The sequence below is a fragment of the Sphingobacterium faecium genome (assembly GCF_003054045.1).
Lineage (GTDB): Bacteria > Bacteroidota > Bacteroidia > Sphingobacteriales > Sphingobacteriaceae > Sphingobacterium > Sphingobacterium faecium.
This window is the reverse complement of the sequence record NZ_QBKH01000002.1, coordinates 116,013-134,044: the sequence shown is the minus strand read 5'-3', so window position 1 is coordinate 134,044 and position 18,032 is coordinate 116,013. Positions and strand designations below refer to the sequence as shown.

Sequence of the window (18,032 nt, the reverse complement as noted above, 5' to 3'; positions counted from 1 at the left end):
TTCCAATAATTTCAGTAATTCTTTTTTCTGATCGTTATCTTTTAATGCACTGACCTGATATTTCGTATCTGCAAGATTACTTTTAGATGGCTGAGATTTGATTTTTTTTAATTGGCTGTTTATTTTATTTAAAATAGTATCATCCTTCTGCTAGATTATTGAAAATCATGACCATACCTCGCATCCTTAGTCGCTGCATACCTGTTCTTGAATGCCATAGGACAGGTCTGAAATAAGGAAATCGACGATCAGCTAGGATTTGAACAAGTCTCGGAAGGACTTAAACGTAAAAAGGAATTGGTTGACTCGTATAATCGGGTTCCAATTCCTTTTATTTTTGGCAATTGATAATAAGCTTATCTTTTTGCATGTATTATATTCTATTTGACATCTTGCTCCAGCGCTTCTTAATTCTTGAAGAGCGGACACTATAAGTCAGCCTAAATCCGATTAATCAATCAACTTAGACTGATGTCTTTCTAGGGTATTGTATATTTTTTTGACGTCTTGGGAGCTTTCTTTTTGTAAAATTAAAAAAGCGTCTTTGGTATACACTAAAATAGTGTTTCTTAACCCCACAAATGCACTGAAGACTTCTGTCCCAATGACCATATTACCATTTTCATCTGTAGGATGACCAGTTTCTTTTAGATAATCGTACATCGACTCAAAAGATCCCAGATCTGACCAGGTAAAATCTGTTGCTACTACACGAATTTTTTTAGATCGCTCCATTACCGCATAATCAATACTGATCGATGGGATCTCTTTGGATAATGCTTCATCCAAAACACCATCTTGTTTATGTTGCCATGCCGCTAATGCGGTGGCATATACGCGAGGCTCAAACTGTTGCAATTCTTGCAATAAGGTATCTGCGCGAAAACAGAACATCCCTGAATTCCACAAAAAGTTACCTCTTTCAATAAAATCTTCAGCGGTCTCCTTATTTGGTTTTTCACGAAACGACAGTACTTGATCGCCCTTGTATTCAATGTATCCGTAACCGGTCTCCGGCTTGGTCGCCTGAATACCGAAGGTAACAATATACCCCTGATTTGCTTTTTCAATCCCTTCTTGGATGGCTTTTGAGTAACCTTCGTCGCCTACAATGACATGATCTGAGGGTGTTACGACCAGAATATCATCGGATTTTGCAGCGAAAGCAGCAAAGGCAATTGCCGCAGCGGTATTGCGGGGTGTGGACTCTACAATATCGATGTAATCGACACCATTGCTCTCCATCACTCCACGACTCAACTGATTGTTGTCTTTATTGCCGACGACGATCACCTGATTGCACAATCCTTGATTACGATTGACGGTCATCTCAAACAACGATCCTTCTTTAAATAAGGAAAGGTATTGCTTCGGATAGCTCTTGCGCGATAATGGCCACAAACGGCTCCCTACTCCACCCGATAAAATCACATGTACGATGTTGCTCATTCTATTTTTATATAATCTTCTTTTTTTTGATGTGGTCACTTGTGATCTGTAAAGCAGCGCCTTTGACAGCATCCACTTCTTACTTTACTACTTTTTGCGCTTCTTTTGCCGCAACTTCTTTACGCAACCCTGTACTCGAAAATCGATGGGTACGTTTATTATAATAGATCTCAATGCCTTCTTCGACACAGTATTTTTTACCTGTAAAATCCATATCGCGGTATTCTTCACCAATGATACGCACTTGAATAGGCAATGCTTTAATGATATCGATCAAGTCTTGTTCGGTTTCATATGGAATGATTTCATTCACATAACGACAACCTTCCAATTGAATATAGCGCTCCACCACGGTTTGTGTCGGTGCAGATTTTTCTGGTGACACTTCGGAAGGATCGGTATTGAGTCCAACGATGAGATAATCACAGTTGCGACGCGCCTCTTCCAACATCATAATATGCCCGGCATGCAACAAATCAAATACACCAAATGTAATTCCTATTTTCATGTATACGTGTTCTATTCTTTTAATTTAATAACATATTGCTCAGTAACGCAGTTTTGTAGTGACGTAGTAACGACCTTGAACTAGTGACGAGTTATGTACTACCTGTTACTCAGTTACTCTCTATCCTTTTTCAACCTCATGTTCGGCGACGATCCGACGTAATCCAGAACTGGAGAAACGATGGTCACGGCTATTGAAATATAACGCTATCCCCGATTCTTCACAGTACTGACGTCCTGTAAAGTCGCGTTCACGATATTCGTCGCCAACAATACGGACATCGACTTTAAAGGAACGTAATACATCTTCCAAGTCTTGTTCAGTAGCATAAGGGACAATCTGATCGACATATTTACAGCCTTTGAGTTGAAGATAACGCTCCACCACGGTTTGTGTTGGTTTATTTTTCTCCGGTCTGTCCAATGTAGGATCGGTCTGCAATCCACATATTAAATAGTCACACTGACGTTTGGCATCTTCGAGCATCTTGATATGACCGGCATGCAGCAGATCAAATGCACTAAAAGTAATACCAATACGCATTTCTTTAGCAGGTATTGTAATCATATTTAAAACAATAATAAATGAATTAAGCTCCTCATATTAGCTATCTCAAAGATAGAGATTATTTATAAAACAAAGGCTGAGATGAAAAGTTCTGACAAAAGAAATTATAGACTTGCAATAAGGACATCCTCGTTAGCAATGCTGGTCATGCCGCTGTAGCATCTACCGCTCGCAGGAGCGGGATACGCAAGGTGCGGCCATTGATCTCGATACTTATATTTAACTTCACGTAAATAATATTGTATATCAAGGACAATTTATTTAAGTTTGTTTCTATAACCTTATTCATAATGAAATGTGTACTTGTTAAATTTGTTTTCTCCCTTGGAGTAATCAGCTTACTACTCTTTTCTTGTAACCACAACCGCGAATCGACTAAACAGGATACGGTTACAATCGATACCAGTACATCTGTATACACCGCAGCAGAGCGTGAAGCACTCAACTATTGGGACGATGTGGACATGCAGGATACGGCAAATATGATAAATCCAACAATCGGAGAACAGAAATTGGTTGACTTTCTCACAGCGCTCAACAGCTGTTCAGACTCAATCGCTGATCAATCGATCGCCAAAATGCTGGATCAAGCAAAATTGAACAAAACAAGTCTAGCCTATTTCCTGAACCTGTATGAGCACTACTTATATGATGGAAACTCGCCTATGCGCAACGATGTGCGCTATGAATCGGTACTACGTTATCTCATCCAATCAGATCACCTGACGGATCTCGAAAAAGAAGCCTATCGTCCTATTTATAAATTAGTACAGCGCAATAAAGTAGGGCAGATAGCGGAGGATTTTAGTTTTGAACGGTTTGATGGTAAAATTCAAAAACTATCGGACGTAAAGGCGAAATATACCATGATGCTATTTTACGATACGGAATGTACACACTGTAAAGAAATTCTTGCTTTACTGAAAGATACCCCACAATTGACGGATCTGTTTGAAAAGAAGGAGATCCAAATAGTGACGATCGAACCCTGGGGTGATCGTAAAAAGTGGGTAAATTATGAGCCTCACCTAGCGAAAAACTGGATCAATGGATTTGATCCCCATACCGTTATTCAGCGGGAAAGGCTTTACGATACAAAAGCATCGCCAACGATCTACCTCTTGGATGCGCATAAAAAGGTGCTATTGAAGGATGTAGAACTGCAACTAACCTTACAAATCATACCTCAACTTCCTTAATGTCAATCAGATGGATAAAAAGGAATCGCGCATCATCAGCAATGCGCTTTATTTCGAAGAAGTAGCGTACCAGTTGCGTGCGGGCAAGGAGGTTTGTATCCGGGTAAAAGGCAACAGCATGCTTCCTTTTATAAAGAGCGGTGATCGTGTGTTATTGGTTTCCTATCGTAGTGATCGCCTGTTTTTGGGAGCAAACATACTGGCCAAATACGACGGGAATTTTGTTTTCCATCGCTATGTGGGTCAAAAGAATGGGAATATCGTCCTTGCTGGTGACGGCAATCTGGTCCTGCAGGAATATATACTGGATTCGGATATTATCGCTATTGGCCTATTACATTATCCAGATGAAAGTGATGCTCCGCTGAACATCGATAACCGCTGGAAACGAATGCGGGGAATGATCTGGTATCATTTACGCATCGTAAGACGCCTATTTGCCAGCTTAAAAAGAATATTTTAAGCTAATTTTTTATACCGCGAATGAATGATTAACTTTGTTTATAACTATTTTTTAACCCTAATAACATGAAATTAAGAGCAGATTTAGTTTTAAGAACCATTGGTTCGGATCACATGATTGTAGATCCGAGTCAGGACATGGTTGACCTTTCTACCGTATATACCCTCAATGATTCGGCAGCATGGCTATGGGAGCAACTAAAAGGCATAGAATTTTCTCCTACGACGGTGGCAAATCTGCTTTGCGAGCAGTACGATGTGACCGCAGAAAAGGCAGCTGCTGATGCGGAAATCCTGATTCAAGATTTCAAAAAGCAGGGATTATTGGAAAAATAAACACCTGTAAGAGCGCAAGCTGTGATCAAACATAATAACCTAAAACACCATATCCGCTTGGCCTGGTCCATGAGCGAAGGATACCGATCTAAATTACTCCTCTATTTTTTATTGGAACTGATAGCGATTGGTCTTTCGCTGCTATTTGTGTACCTCTCTAAAAGGGCAGTCGATATGGCGATCTCTCCGGAAGATCTTCCCCTAAAATGGACGTTGATCGGTATTGTGGCGAGCGTGGGTGTTGGAATTGGTATTCGCGCTTATACGGGCTGGCTCAATGAACGCATTAAAATGATGCTTACTTTTCAACTGCAGCGTCATATGCTTGATGCACAAATGCTGTCGGTGTGGAAACTGATTAAAAACTGGCATACTGGTGATATACAGGTCCGTATTCAAACGGATTGTGAGGAGGTGGCCAATATGATTGCCAAAACTGTCCTAGCGTTTGTGCTCACAGCCATACAGCTGCTCGCATCCATGGCCTTCCTGTGGTATATGGACCCCATGTTGGCACTAATGATATTGGCCATTTCTCCCTTATTCCTTTTTTCAAAAATATATTTCCAACGGATGCGCAAGCTCAGTCAGGAAGTGAAGGGTGAGGAAAGTAATTTTTCCAATATTTTACAAGAAAATCTTCGTTTTCGTTTGCTGATACGCGCGATGGGCATATTCCCTAAAAGAAGAAAAAAACTCACTAACAGTCAACAGGAACTTTTTCTGTTGAAAATGAAACAGCTTAACTTTTCAACCTATACACAAGGTGTAATGAAAGTGAGCATCAATGCAGGCTACCTGCTGACCTTTATCTGGGGCATCTATCGATTACACAGTGGCCAGATCTCCTTTGGTACGATGACGGCCTTTCTACAGCTGGTAGCGCGGATACAAACGCCCATCTTGGCACTCATCACTTTTATACCTGGATTTGTCCGGTTCCGCGTTTCTGCTGACCGCCTTTTGGAATTGAAATCTGGTGAAATAGAACCTCAGATCGCACAGCAGCGCTTGGAGGGTACCACAGCACTGGAAATCCAGGATATCTCATTTAGGTATGAAGATAAATGGGTGCTGGATCACTTCCATCTGCATCTACGTGTTGGCGAACCCGCTGCTATTGTGGGGCCTAGCGGAAAAGGAAAAACGACCCTGATCCGCTTGCTCCTATCGCTGATCCAAGCAGAAAAAGGTCAGATCGTATTGACAGATCAAGCAGGTAAAAGACCTCTATCTGCTGCTCACCGAATTAATTTTGCTTATATCCCACAGGGTAACTCCCTCTTTAGCGGAACGATACGGGAAAACCTGATGCTCCATGTACAGGAGGGTAAACATATCGATATGGATCAAGCCTTGTATGTGGCTTGTGCTGAATTTGTCATGGAGCTACCGGAAGGCGTGGATACCGTGGTGGGGGAATCTGGAATGGGCCTGTCGGAAGGTCAAGCACAACGGATCGCCATAGCCCGAGCACTCATGCACGATGGTGATATCTGGTTATTTGATGAAGTGACCTCTGCTCTGGATCGAAAAACTGCCGATACATTGATCGAAAGATTACTGCACTATGGCCACCATAAATTATGCCTTTTTGTAACACACGACTTAAACTTGGCCAATAGGTGCAAACAACGCATCTACCTAGACTAATGAACGCGCTATGACTTTGACAACATCAACTGACATTCAAAAAAAACAGTACAAAATAGCAGATATCATCCTGCAAATCAACTATCCAATCGTTTTGGATCTGGAGAAGCTCTTACCGACTTTTCGAGATTTTGAATGGCGTGAGCATAGCAGTAATCCTGTTATTCAGGTCAACTTAACAACAGATAAAGCTCCAGTTGAGCCAGATATGGGAATGCTCCGAAGTGACCTGTCCATATCTTGGGGCGATCGTTTCTGCTTCTATGAAAAAGAAGAGGGCTACATCACGACCATCGTGAACGAACAGGGTAATGAACTGTGGTATCTGTATAGCGAGCGAAATTTTGCGCAGTCTACAGTTTACATACCTGAAAGCAATGATTATGAACAAAGTACGGTCATCTGCTGGATGTTGATGATGATATTTGGGCAAGCGGCATTGTTACATGAAATCATTATGATCCATGGTTCTGTCATTAACTTAAAGGGTCAGGGTATTGCTTTCTTAGGGAAAAGTGGCACAGGGAAGAGTACCCACAGCCGTCTTTGGTTGAACCATATCGCAGAAACTTCCTTGCTCAATGATGATAATCCTGCTATCCGGGTGACAGCGCGTGGGGTACTGATCTATGGAACACCATGGAGCGGAAAAACGCCCTGCTATAAGAATGAAGCGATTTTGCTAAAAGCTTTCGTTCGCCTGCAGCAAGCTCCTGAAAATAAATTTGAAGCGTTGCAGGGTGTCAAAGGTTTTATCGCTGTGCTGCCGAGCTGTAGTGCGATCCGATGGAATAAAGATCTTTTTGCTGAAATGAACACGACACTTGAAAAGGTAATCGCCAAAGTGCCGGTCGGGTTTTTAAAGTGCTTGCCCGACCAAGAGGCGGCACAGCTCTGTCATGATCGCATAGTGGATATAGCGGTAAAATAAAAGCACGTTACTCTTCTGAGAAGTAAGACCAGAACGCTTTCAAATTCTGGTCTTACATAGGCTTAAATTTCGCTTAGCGCCATCTATTCAAGTTCAAGTCCTATTGACAATCTGTAGGAGAAAAACAGGATGGAGTAAACCTTGAGCGGGCTAAAATCTTATGGACTCTTTAAAAGTCCTCTTTCAGGCAAGGTATTGATCTGCTGCTGACCCAATAACATCCGAGGGGCAGTTTGATTGGTCGATCGACCTGCATGAGCTTTCTTTTTACTATCGGGTACGGCATCTCCCAAGGCAGTTTCCAACATGGTTTCTTGTATATCTCCTGATTCTACAAAGATATAATCGTTGATATCGCTTTTGTCGGCCTGCAGACCATCCCAATAATCGGTAAAACCTGCGGCATTTTTCAGCTGAAAAGAAGCAGGCCAGAAGGACACTTTGTTTTCAATAGTTTGCTCAAAGAAACCCACGGGTTTACCATAGGTATGGGTACCCGTAGCAATAATCTGAATGGAAAGATAAGGTTTCAGTACATTAATGAGCATCTCTGCGGCCGAAGCGGTCGTTTCACTCACCAAAAAATAGACTTTACGAAGGTTCAAATTACTGGTTTTAGTAAAGTAAGTATCTTTAAACATGCCATTAGCCCCTTTATATGTTTTCTCCATATAGGAATTGCATAGATAGGTCACCATCAGTTTGCCCGATGTGGTCGATCCACCGATCTTATTCGCAATATATACAGCAGCATCAACATATCCTCCCGTATTATAGCGTAAGTCCACAATAAGATCTTCAATGTCCTTATTTTCAAAACCTTGAAATACGGCATCAATTTTTTGCTGATTACGATTATTGTTTTCGATTTCTTCAAAGGAAGATAGCGCAAGATAACCGACATTCTTACTTGCATATTGATAAACCGAATCGCGATACAGGGGGTCAATGGTATAAGAAGCATAGGAAAGATTTTGCCTGTAAGTGGTCTGATCCTGACGTAGCAATTCAAGCTGAAGCCCGCCTCCCTCCAGTGCATTTGCAACACGGGTTATTACATCATCAAGATCCTTGGGATCCTGGGGTTTACAACCGAAAGCATCACAGGTGATGGCAACTGCAAAATTAGGATCACCGTTGATGGAAGTGATCATATCGGAACGTTTCAATCCTGCTTTTTCAGCTGGAGAACCACCTTCGACAAAATAAATAACGGGCCTGGCCAATTTTGAATCAATGGGGCTCATGGATATATATAATCCATAACCCTCATTTCTATCCATTTTTAATCTAGATTGCGTACCCGTGTTATACCCATTCAGCCCATCGATAAAAGAGAATCGATCCAAGAATCCTCCATAAGAAGCATAATTAGGATAAGCAGGAGTTAAACTCTTCAATCCGACCAGGACGGCATCTGCAGAGGTATACTGATCTGTAAATTTAAAAGCATCATCGTATTGGGGTATATATTGGTCTCCCCACAATGAATATAACTTATAGTAATAGTAGATACTATCCCGAATCATTTGATCGCTCGTACGGACCAAGGGCTCAGGCTCGGGTTGTGGATTGTTTTTTTTACAACTCATAAAAAAAAGTGCAACCAGAGAAAAAAATAATCCTTTCCCTAAAATTTGCGTTGAAAATAATTTCATATTTAAATCTATAAGATATACAAACTTATATAAATAGAAGCTCATATACAACAAGCATATGAGGCAAACTTGATTTTCAATATGACACCTGATCGCAATCTATGATTGTTGGTGATCGCGACAATCAACAGACAGAATTTAATAGGTCATGGGGCCGGTGCTGATGACGACATCTTTTAAGTAATAAGCAATAACGATAACTTTCTTGCAGATGAGGAGATAGCTATTCGAACTTCAGCTGACCTGATGTTTAATAAAAAATGCCTTGACAGATCAAGGCATTATAAACAAGACTTAGGTAGATGGTGAATCAGTCTTATCCTAACTATGAATGTAACATAAAACAATCCAAAATAATCAACTCATGAAGTCAGCTACTCCCCCTTCAATTTGTTCACCCGCACACGATCTGACATGCTAACCGGCTCCTTTTCGGAGCCCACTGCGTTTGCTTCTTCCATAAACTGCGAGACAGGCAATTGAACACGAAAAGGAATACGGCCTGATGATTCGGAGGTAATATAACCACTAACGGTTGCGCGACGCTGGCTCATAAAATCTGAAGGACGCGATTGTCCACGTATTCGAAAACGCACGGAAGCTTCATAAGCTTGATTTGACTCTGCAGGAAAGGTGATCATAATCAATTGATCTAAACTGACATGAATGGATGCATGATCGAGTTTTACATCTTTGATCACAATATTGCGGGTATCTAGGCTTATTCTTTTTACTGTAAATAGGAGTGCTCCATTTTTTGATTTACCAGATGTCGAATCACCACTTTCCAATTGATGGTAGCGGTGCTCGATGTTCACGGAGGCCCGATCTAAAAAGTGACGGGATAAACTGAATCTTTTCCAATAGTAAAATCCAGCTATAAAAATCAAAATCGTGATCAAAAGGAAGGCGTAAAACATGTTAATTTAAAATAAAGAAAAGGTTAATCATTTAATTAATTAAGAAATAACGAATCTTTTAAAAGACGCAGCAAATATAATTTTTACGTGATGGAGACGCAATTTTACAAGGGGGACAAAGGGGGGACAAAGTAGGGGACATCTGACCTAAATGTGGAAAATCGAACAATTAGAACCAGTTTCTGGGCCATATGCTTTTCGAAATCCTGATGATATCGTAGTGAAAAACGACTCCATCATCGCATGCTCATATCTTAACCCATAGATGATAATTTCCTTCAAAAATAAAGGTCTTTAATGATGTTACTCCGAAATCGAGTCAGGTAGTGGTTATTGATACAAGGCCAACACGATAGGCTACCCCTCTAAACCTTCGACCTTACTTTCCAATGTGGCCACATAGGGGTGGCGGAGATAGAGTTCTGCACAGGCTTTGGCATCGGATAAAGCTTCGTGATGATTCAGTGTGATGCCTAACACTTCACAACATGCATTTAGACGTGCAGGTTTAAAACCTTTATTGCGGTAGATCTTATACGTACACTCCCACATCTCAGCCAACTGCAGCTCTTCGTAGGAAAGTCCATAGTGAAGCATCGTTTTGCGTAAAACATTACGATCGAACAGCTCATTGTGCGCAATCATTAATTTATTTGCCAATAAAGATTTAATGGATGGGAACAATTCCTTAAATGTTGGCGAATGCTGTGTATCTCGAGGTTTGATACCATGCACACGCGTCGTCTGCCACATATACTCATTGCGTGGCGGTTGGATCAAGGAATAAAACTCATTGGTAATGATACCAGATTCCACTGTAACGATACCCACTGCACAGGCACTATTTTGATGCCCTGTTGCTGTTTCAAAATCTATCGCTGTAAATGTTAAATCTGATGTCATGCTTTAATCCTATCCGAGCAAAGGTAAACAATATCCTCTGAGATTTAAAATGAAATCAATACCTGTACTTCTCTTTCCACTTGTCTCGCAATCCCTGTCTTAACTTTTCTTCTTGCGGATTTTTACCTGGTTCATATAGGGTCATACCGCTTAGTTCATCGGGTAAAAATTCTTGAATCACAAAATTACCGGGATAAGCATGGGCATATTTATATTCGGCACCATAATGAAGCTCTTTCATCAGTTTAGTCGGCGCATTGCGCAAATGAAGAGGTACAGAAAGGTCTCCTGTTTGCTTCACCACTCCCTGAGCTTTATTAATGGCTTCATAAGAGGCATTGCTCTTGGGAGAACTTGCTAAGTAGGTCACTGCCTGAGCCAGAATAATACGTGACTCGGGCCACCCGATCACATTGACCGCCTGAAAGCAGGTATTGGCTAGTAAAAGTGCATTGGGATTAGCATTGCCAATGTCCTCAGATGCTAAAATCAATAATCTTCTGGCAATAAAAGAAGGATCTTCTCCACCTTCAATCATACGCGCCAACCAGTAAATAGCCGCATTGGGATCCGAACCACGAATGGATTTGATAAAAGCAGATATGATATCGTAATGCTGCTCCCCGGTCTTATCATAAATAGCCATATTTTGCTGCACTTGTTTCAATACAAATGCATTGGTCACTGGTTCATGATGCAATACTGCTGCATTACTGACCAATTCTAATACATTGAGCAGTTTGCGCGCGTCTCCGCCCGAAAGTCTTAAAATAGCCTCATATTCTTCAATCTCTATATTTAAGTCTTTCAGGTAGGCATCTTCGTGGAGCGCTTTCTCCATCAGACCGATCAGATCTTCGCTGCTTAAATGTTCTAGTACGTAGACTTGACAGCGCGACAGTAGTGCCGATATAACTTCGAAGGACGGATTTTCGGTCGTGGCCCCAATGAGGGTCACCAGACCGCGTTCTACCGCTCCCAATAAGGAGTCTTGTTGTGACTTGGAGAAACGATGGATCTCATCAATAAACAAAATGGGTTGTTCTTGATTAAAATTCATCAAAGATTGCTCCTGATTGACCTGCATGAGCTTCTCTGCTTTTTCAATGACTTCACGAATATCTTTCACGCCAGACTGAATCGCACTTAAAGAAAAAAATGGCCTACCCAATTCTTTGGCCATCAAAAGTGCCAAACTCGTTTTCCCAACCCCCGGAGGACCCCAAAGTAACATGGAAGGAATATTTTTTTGTTGAATGGCATGATATAAAACCGCATCGTGACCGATAATATGTTGCTGTCCAACATAATCTTCCAATTTCTTGGGACGCATGCGCTCTGCCAGTGGAATTCGTGTAGCCATAGATCAAAAGTAAGAAGATATTAGCAATTGTTCATTTACTTCACAATCAATTTATGGAATTCAAAAATTTGGCTATTTTTGGATGAGCATTTTATATAGGAGACTTATCAACAGTAAAATTGTTTTTTAAAACAAGATGAACAACGGTACTGCTCGTATTCTCATCACCTTAATTATAAAAAAATAGGCTCATTTACATACTGAAACTTATACTCATTAACTATTTATTTGATGAACAAAAATCGTATTTATATACAAGATTGGCTAGGACAACATCCTTATCAAGGAAGATCGGATGCCGATCGTTATTATTTACAAGTTGCCAATGACATACACGATGCGCTAAGCACATTATGGTTTGACGAAGAAGAAACAGATGCGCTGATCAGACCTGAAATTATAAAAACACTCAGCGTTTACTTGACCTGCTATCTCGAGGATGTAGTTTCTGGAACAAAGCTTTTTGATGCTTTCAGAACAGAGCACAAAGCGCTGTATGGAAAAATGCTTCCCTTTTTTGAGGATCAGGATTTAACAGACTATTTCCCTGAAGATATCAATCCGCAGGATGTACTGGTTCTTTCTTGGTTGTTTTTCAGCGAGCGTAATCCGCACCTTTTCTTAGATAAAGAAGGTCGTTTGCTCGCTTTAGTAACAGATCTTGCTTATGCGGTGCTGGAAGAGCACTATGAGGTCGCACCAGAAAATACCTTATTACAAAAGGAATACGAACTAGCAGCGGATGCCAATTATCTGGAGGTTCGCAATTTTGCGGAAAAGGTAATCGCAACCAACTATATCACGGGAGGTTATTATTACAACAGTTTGATGCAGCATATGGATATTGCAGACTTAGGTCGCTATCAGCATGATCCTGCGTATTTGAATCAAATGACTTTCCGCGTGCGCGATAATCACTTTGTTTTCTTCCGTTTACATCTATTGGGTTTAAGATCTTGTGAATTTGTTGCCTCGACTTTAACTCCTCATCATCCACAATATGAGCAGGTACGCCAAATTGGAAAACGGATCGATAGCTTCTTTGAATTTGAAAAATTAGAAGCGGAACGCCTACAATTGAAACACTTGACTACAGGGGAACTCTTTTTTGTCAATCAAAATTCAATTCAAAATTTCCAGGAGCCTCCAGCTGCACAATTATTCTATATGGAGATTGTTCCATGGCAAGATGCTTGGAACTTATCGGGTATGATGTCTGCTGTTGATGCTGATCAAATCGACCTGACTGCTGACCAAGAAATGGATCAAGCTTATTTGGTAGAAGCACTAAAGGGTAAAAGGAGCCATATTGAAAAAGCAGAACAACAGGTGGAAGATGTAAAAACGTTATTTATGGACAAGCATGACGGCCTGCTGGCATTTATGAAGGAAGCTGAAATTTCAGGTTACATCCATGAGCTCACCACAGCATATCGTGAACAAGTAGGGCTACCGCTCATCGAAGAGGTGGCTAACCCCAATGCTTCTAAGGATACGCCTGTGACCGCATTTTATAATCCGAAAATAGGTCTGGAATTTTTTGGTGGTATTGAAAATCTTTTCCCCTTAAAAAATAATCCATTTTTTGTGGAAGATGAACATGAACCAACAAACTATGCGCAAAACTTATTGCAACTATTGGTTCAGAAGTTTTTCTCTGTTGGACTCGTACAACATTATTATGAAGTTTACCAAAAGGAAATCAATGAGCAGTTTTTCTATCCATTAACACGCGAAACATTGGATTTCCTTATTCGTTTTTATAAAAGTGAAACCTATCACAATCAACCACATATCATGATTAAGTAAGGTGAAAAAAGTGAGAAGGTGAGCTAGTTAGTAGGTGAGAACATTCTAAATATCTAACCTCCAGCTCTAACCTTCTCACTCTCTTATCTAACTAAGGGAAAATCACGATTTTCCACATGTGCTTTTGTTGTAATTTTACGCAAGGCCTCCACTTTTTGGGGACTACTTGCGGCCAAGTTGTTTTGTTCCTGAGGATCCTGTTTCAGGTTATACAATTCGGGGATAGGATTTCCACTTTTCACTTTTTGCAAAATCAATTTCCAATCACCTTGACGCACCGCTTGACGGCCGCCATCTTCATGAAACTCCCAATATAAGTAATCATGCTGCTTTTGCTTTTTAGGTTTTCCAAGTAATGTCGGAACAAACGAAATACCGTCTGTATATTGCGGTTTTCCTGCCTGCGCAACTTCTGCTAGAGTGGGCATAACATCCCAAAATGCCCCTAAATAATCAGAAGTAGATCCTGGAGACACTTTTCCTTGCCAATAAACAATAAATGGTGTTTTTACACCACCCTCATACAGATCGCGTTTGTACCCTCTCAAACCTCCGGAACTGTTGAAAAATTCGGGATCCGCACCTCCTTCGCGATGTGATCCATTATCACTTGTAAAGACAATGATGGTATTGTCCAATAAATTTAACGCTTTGAGCTTTTCAACTATTTGTCCAACCTGTGCATCCATACGGCTGACCATACTGGCATAAGTAGCTCTTGGTTTAGCCACAGAAGCGTATCCTGCAATGGTCGCTGTAGAACCATAGTCATTTCCTTTATGCGCTTTTTCATCAAATGTGTTGGCATATTGCGCATAAAATTGATCATCAGGTCCGGATAATTCGGCGTGTGGTAATACCGTCGGAACATACAGGAAAAAAGGTCGATCCTGATTGTTTTCAATAAATTCCAGTGTTTTTTCTTGAATCAGCTCTGGAGCATATTGCCCTTTGGCCATTAAACCATTTCCTTCTAACTCGATACGTTCTTGATTATGCCACAGATGTGTTGGATAATAACGATGGGATTGTCGCTGGCAGTTATAGCCATAGAACTCATCAAAGCCCTTCCGATTCGGAGAACCGTAGGTATCCACCATACCTAATCCCCATTTTCCAAATGCACCTGTCGCGTAACCTGCCTTTTGCAATAGCATCGCGATCGTCTGCACCGAATCTGCTAAGGGTTGCTGTCCCTCGGGTTCTAATTCTTTATTACCACGCACAGGCGTATGTCCGGTATGTTGACCAGTCATCAAAGCGGATCGGGAAGGTGCACAAACAGAAGTACCGGCATAAAAGTTATCAAAACGCATCCCCTGTTTTGCTAAAGCATCCAGATGCTTTGTTTCGATGATTCGCTGCCCATAAGCTCCAAGATCACCATATCCCAGGTCATCCGCCATGATAAAGACAATATTAGGTCGATCGCTTTTCTTTTGTGCTATGGCAATGCTGCTCAGGGCAAAAAATAACGCAAATAGTGCTGGTTTTTTCATTTTATTGGTTTATTACTCTTGTAAATTAAAAATGGTTGAAATAAGTTCACAAAGATCTAAAGATCATGGGGAATAGATTTCCCAAATTACGATAGGACATGAACAAATCTTACACGTCTCTTTTTGATTGTCATGTATAAAAGATTAAAGTTTAGAGGATTGATCAGAAGCTAAAGTAAAGAAGATAAATGAAAGGTTAAAACTTGATGCAAGCAAATCAGTTTTTTCGATAAAAAAGTTACAGTGGTAAGAAGATATAGATAGGCAACTCCAATTTGTATATTATATAGTGTGCTTTACAGAAAATTAAGATGGGTTCGATTTTCAGATTTAGGGTTGATATCGGATAATCAATCCGTGTATTATGAACTCCTTTAAAATCTTGAAAATTTAATTTTTTCGTTAAAAATAGGTGCACGCCACGTTCTAGTTATCCCTTTAACAGTATTTTACACATTTTTTCTCCATATTTGCAATAACCTCACTAACAGCAGGGATATACATGACTAAAAAGAAATATTGGAAAATTACTTTTCTTACCAGTAGCTATCTTTTGATAGGCTGCTTCATGTCGTATGCTCAGGAATCAAGCACAGATAATACGAATACCATCATAAAGTATAATAGTGATTTTAAAGGTATAGGCCCGAAGGTATATATTCTCCCACCTCCTAAGAGCAAAACAGAACAATTAATAGAGCTATTTGATAGCAGCACGCGAAAAGATTTTGCAAAAAAAATAGCTCAGGAACTGCGTTATAAAACCTTGCTCACGCAAATTAAAAGCTTGACAGATCAGGCACAATTTCAATATTTAATCCATCCAGTACCTACTGATTTAGGCAAATGGAATGAACTATTAGTCCGTATCGGGCAACAATACGATGATCACGCAAACTACAGCCTTTTAAATGAAGCCGGTTTATTTGCGGTAAATCATAATTTACCAGATCAAGCAATCGCTTATTTTGAAAATGCGATCCAAATTGCTGCTAAAGGAAACCATAAACTGGACAAAACACTATTGAACCAAAATCTTGCTGTTGTGTTACTTTATGCAGGAAAATTTGAAAAAGCAGAACTGGCTGCACAGGAAAATTTGAAGTCTGCTGTCCAGTCAAAAAACACCCATGAACAAGCAAATGCTTGGATGCAGATTGCTATGGCTAAAGCTGGGATGAAAAACTATGATGGCGCAGAACTGGATATCATTAGGAAAGCGATACCCCTTTATAACAAATCAAAGGCTTATGGGGATAAGATCATTGCTTGGCAACAACTCGCTCAAGTATATTTTGACCAAAATAAATTTACCGAAGCACAATGGTTTTTACTGCAGGCGCAACAACTCGCAGAAAATAAAAAACTAACCCATGAACTGGCGGCTATAGAATATGTACTTGCTTCGTCTAAACTGTTAGACAATAATATCAAAATCGCAAAAAAAGAATTCCTTTCAGCTCTTCTCCTGGCACGTGAAAGAAAAGACATACAGCTTGAGCTCGCAGTTTTAGATAAACTGGGAGAGGTATACATCCTTCTAAAAGACTATAAACAAGCAGAAAATACGTATGAGGACTTTGCAAAACTAAAAGCTTCCTTTCATCAAGCTATAGAGGAATACGCTCATTAATCTATAGCTTGAAAAGAGTCGCACTTATTTCAATATTTCATCTAAAAAAACAAGTAAATGTTTCCAGGATCGCTGTGCGGCTATCGGCTGAAAATCAGCACTCGCAGGATTGGTAAAAGCATGTTTAGCGTCAGCATAATAAATCATTTGCCAATCGGCATGCGCGGTTTCCACTTCTTTTCTAAAATTTGCAATTTCTTGTGCTGATACATGTGGGTCTGCGGCACCATGAAGAACCAATATTTTAGTCTTGAGCGCTCCATCTGGACGACTACCTTTACCAAGGTTGCCATGTACAGAAATGACACCTTGCACTTCTAAGCCTGCTCTTGCAGCTTCTAAAGCTCCGGTACCACCAAAACAGTAGCCCATAACAGCCAAACGACGTGGACTCGCTCCAGCTTTGACCAGCTGCTCTAGAGCAAGACGAATCCTTCTTTGATAAGCTTGGTAGTCCTGCTTATATTTTCCAGCCTGTTGCCCCGCTTCTGCTGCAGTAGTCGGCTTATTGCCATCGCCATAGATATCGGCAACAAAGGTGATATACCCTTCCTTGCTCAGCTGTACAGCAGCTTGCGTAGCTTCATCATCAATACCCATCCAAGCTGGAAGAATCAATACACCTGGTGCACCTTCACCAGCATCCGTATTTAATAAACCCGTTAATCCTTGGTCGCCATCTGAATAGCGGATGTTTTTAAGTTGCCCGAAACTGGTCTCCGTGACGCACAAACATATAATGGTCATTATTAAATTTTTCATTAGCTATTATTATTGATAAGTTTCTATATTATGAAGTGAAATGAACATCTGGTATCCAGCTTTGTTTAGTTAATTAGTACTTCGTTTTTAAACACGTATATGCTGTGCCATTGGATCTTGACTGCTGCTCTTATCGTCTAAACTACGACTATAGAGGTCGCTCTGCTAAATTTCATTGTTCGTGAGACGCATATTGTACGCACAACTGATATGGCTCTTAAACCGACTGAAGCACATGATCTTCTTATAACATTATTATTACAGCATCAATTGCTTGTTGGATAAAGATACTTAAATTCATTAAAATGAGTTATTATTACAAGAAATATAAATATTAGAGATGTTTCAAATAAAGTATCAAATAAATTTGTTGATTTGTT

General features: G+C 40.4%; 16 protein-coding genes. 7 read left to right on the top strand and 9 right to left on the bottom strand.

The window, feature by feature from the left end; genetic code table 11:
• Positions 1-450 precede the first annotated feature (450 nt).
• The 3 genes from C8N37_RS05035 to C8N37_RS05025 form a co-directional block, all read right to left on the bottom strand.
• Entirely contained in the window at positions 451-1,449 is a 999-nt protein-coding gene (locus C8N37_RS05035) for a mannose-1-phosphate guanylyltransferase (RefSeq protein WP_108157888.1), read from the bottom strand.
• Between the two features lie 79 nt (positions 1,450-1,528).
• A complete protein-coding gene (locus C8N37_RS05030; RefSeq protein ID WP_108157887.1) occupies positions 1,529-1,957 on the bottom strand; it encodes an adenylyltransferase/cytidyltransferase family protein in 429 nt (142 codons plus the stop codon).
• A gap of 120 nt (positions 1,958-2,077) precedes the next feature.
• Positions 2,078-2,524: an adenylyltransferase/cytidyltransferase family protein gene (locus C8N37_RS05025; RefSeq protein WP_228115774.1), complete on the bottom strand. Its 447-nt coding sequence runs from the start codon at positions 2,522-2,524 to the stop codon at positions 2,078-2,080.
• A 290-nt stretch (positions 2,525-2,814) separates the two neighbouring features.
• Between C8N37_RS05025 and C8N37_RS05020 the strand changes: the two genes are divergently transcribed.
• The 5 genes from C8N37_RS05020 (at position 2,815) to C8N37_RS05000 (ending at position 7,105) form a co-directional block, all read left to right on the top strand.
• Positions 2,815-3,723 (top strand): DUF5106 domain-containing protein, encoded by a 909-nt coding sequence (locus C8N37_RS05020; protein WP_108157886.1) that lies wholly within the window; start codon positions 2,815-2,817, stop codon positions 3,721-3,723.
• Between the two features lie 10 nt (positions 3,724-3,733).
• Positions 3,734-4,186: a S24 family peptidase gene (locus tag C8N37_RS05015; protein ID WP_108157885.1), complete on the top strand. Its 453-nt coding sequence runs from the start codon at positions 3,734-3,736 to the stop codon at positions 4,184-4,186.
• 65 nt (positions 4,187-4,251) lie between these two features.
• A complete protein-coding gene (locus C8N37_RS05010) occupies positions 4,252-4,521 on the top strand; it encodes a PqqD family protein (RefSeq protein WP_108157884.1) in 270 nt (89 codons plus the stop codon).
• A 69-nt stretch (positions 4,522-4,590) separates the two neighbouring features.
• Positions 4,591-6,174, top strand: a complete 1,584-nt coding sequence (locus C8N37_RS05005; protein ID WP_108157883.1) for an ABC transporter ATP-binding protein — start codon at positions 4,591-4,593, stop codon at positions 6,172-6,174.
• Between the two features lie 10 nt (positions 6,175-6,184).
• Positions 6,185-7,105: a hypothetical protein gene (locus tag C8N37_RS05000; RefSeq protein WP_108157882.1), complete on the top strand. Its 921-nt coding sequence runs from the start codon at positions 6,185-6,187 to the stop codon at positions 7,103-7,105.
• A gap of 158 nt (positions 7,106-7,263) precedes the next feature.
• Here the strand turns inward: C8N37_RS05000 and C8N37_RS04995 are convergent, their stop codons facing one another.
• The 4 genes from C8N37_RS04995 to C8N37_RS04980 all read right to left on the bottom strand — a co-directional run bounded on the left by C8N37_RS04995 (position 7,264) and on the right by C8N37_RS04980 (position 11,949).
• Positions 7,264-8,697: a S41 family peptidase gene (locus C8N37_RS04995; RefSeq protein ID WP_186812805.1), complete on the bottom strand. Its 1,434-nt coding sequence runs from the start codon at positions 8,695-8,697 to the stop codon at positions 7,264-7,266.
• 440 nt (positions 8,698-9,137) lie between these two features.
• Complete coding sequence (locus tag C8N37_RS04990; protein ID WP_108157880.1) at positions 9,138-9,683, bottom strand: hypothetical protein; 546 nt, start codon at positions 9,681-9,683, stop codon at positions 9,138-9,140.
• 357 nt (positions 9,684-10,040) lie between these two features.
• Positions 10,041-10,586, bottom strand: a complete 546-nt coding sequence (locus tag C8N37_RS04985) for a 3'-5' exonuclease (RefSeq protein ID WP_108157879.1) — start codon at positions 10,584-10,586, stop codon at positions 10,041-10,043.
• Between the two features lie 55 nt (positions 10,587-10,641).
• Positions 10,642-11,949, bottom strand: a complete 1,308-nt coding sequence (locus C8N37_RS04980) for a replication-associated recombination protein A (protein WP_108157878.1) — start codon at positions 11,947-11,949, stop codon at positions 10,642-10,644.
• Between the two features lie 231 nt (positions 11,950-12,180).
• Between C8N37_RS04980 and C8N37_RS04975 the strand changes: the two genes are divergently transcribed.
• Positions 12,181-13,758, top strand: coding sequence for a DUF3843 family protein (locus C8N37_RS04975; protein WP_108157877.1), 1,578 nt, complete (start codon positions 12,181-12,183; stop codon positions 13,756-13,758).
• A gap of 83 nt (positions 13,759-13,841) precedes the next feature.
• On the opposite strand, the gene C8N37_RS04970 is transcribed toward C8N37_RS04975, so the two are convergent.
• Positions 13,842-15,257, bottom strand: coding sequence for an arylsulfatase (locus C8N37_RS04970; protein WP_108157876.1), 1,416 nt, complete (start codon positions 15,255-15,257; stop codon positions 13,842-13,844).
• Between the two features lie 502 nt (positions 15,258-15,759).
• On the opposite strand from C8N37_RS04970, the gene C8N37_RS04965 reads away from it, so the two are divergent.
• The gene (locus C8N37_RS04965) at positions 15,760-16,890 is read left to right on the top strand and encodes a tetratricopeptide repeat protein (RefSeq protein WP_108157875.1); all 1,131 of its coding nucleotides are present in this window, start codon (positions 15,760-15,762) and stop codon (positions 16,888-16,890) included.
• Positions 16,891-16,914: 24 nt separating this feature from the next.
• Here C8N37_RS04965 and C8N37_RS04960 read toward each other — a convergent pair whose 3' ends face one another.
• Positions 16,915-17,652 carry a dienelactone hydrolase family protein gene (locus C8N37_RS04960; protein WP_108157874.1) on the bottom strand — a complete coding sequence of 246 codons (738 nt, stop codon included), beginning with the start codon at positions 17,650-17,652 and terminating at the stop codon, positions 16,915-16,917.
• Positions 17,653-18,032: the final 380 nt, after the last annotated feature.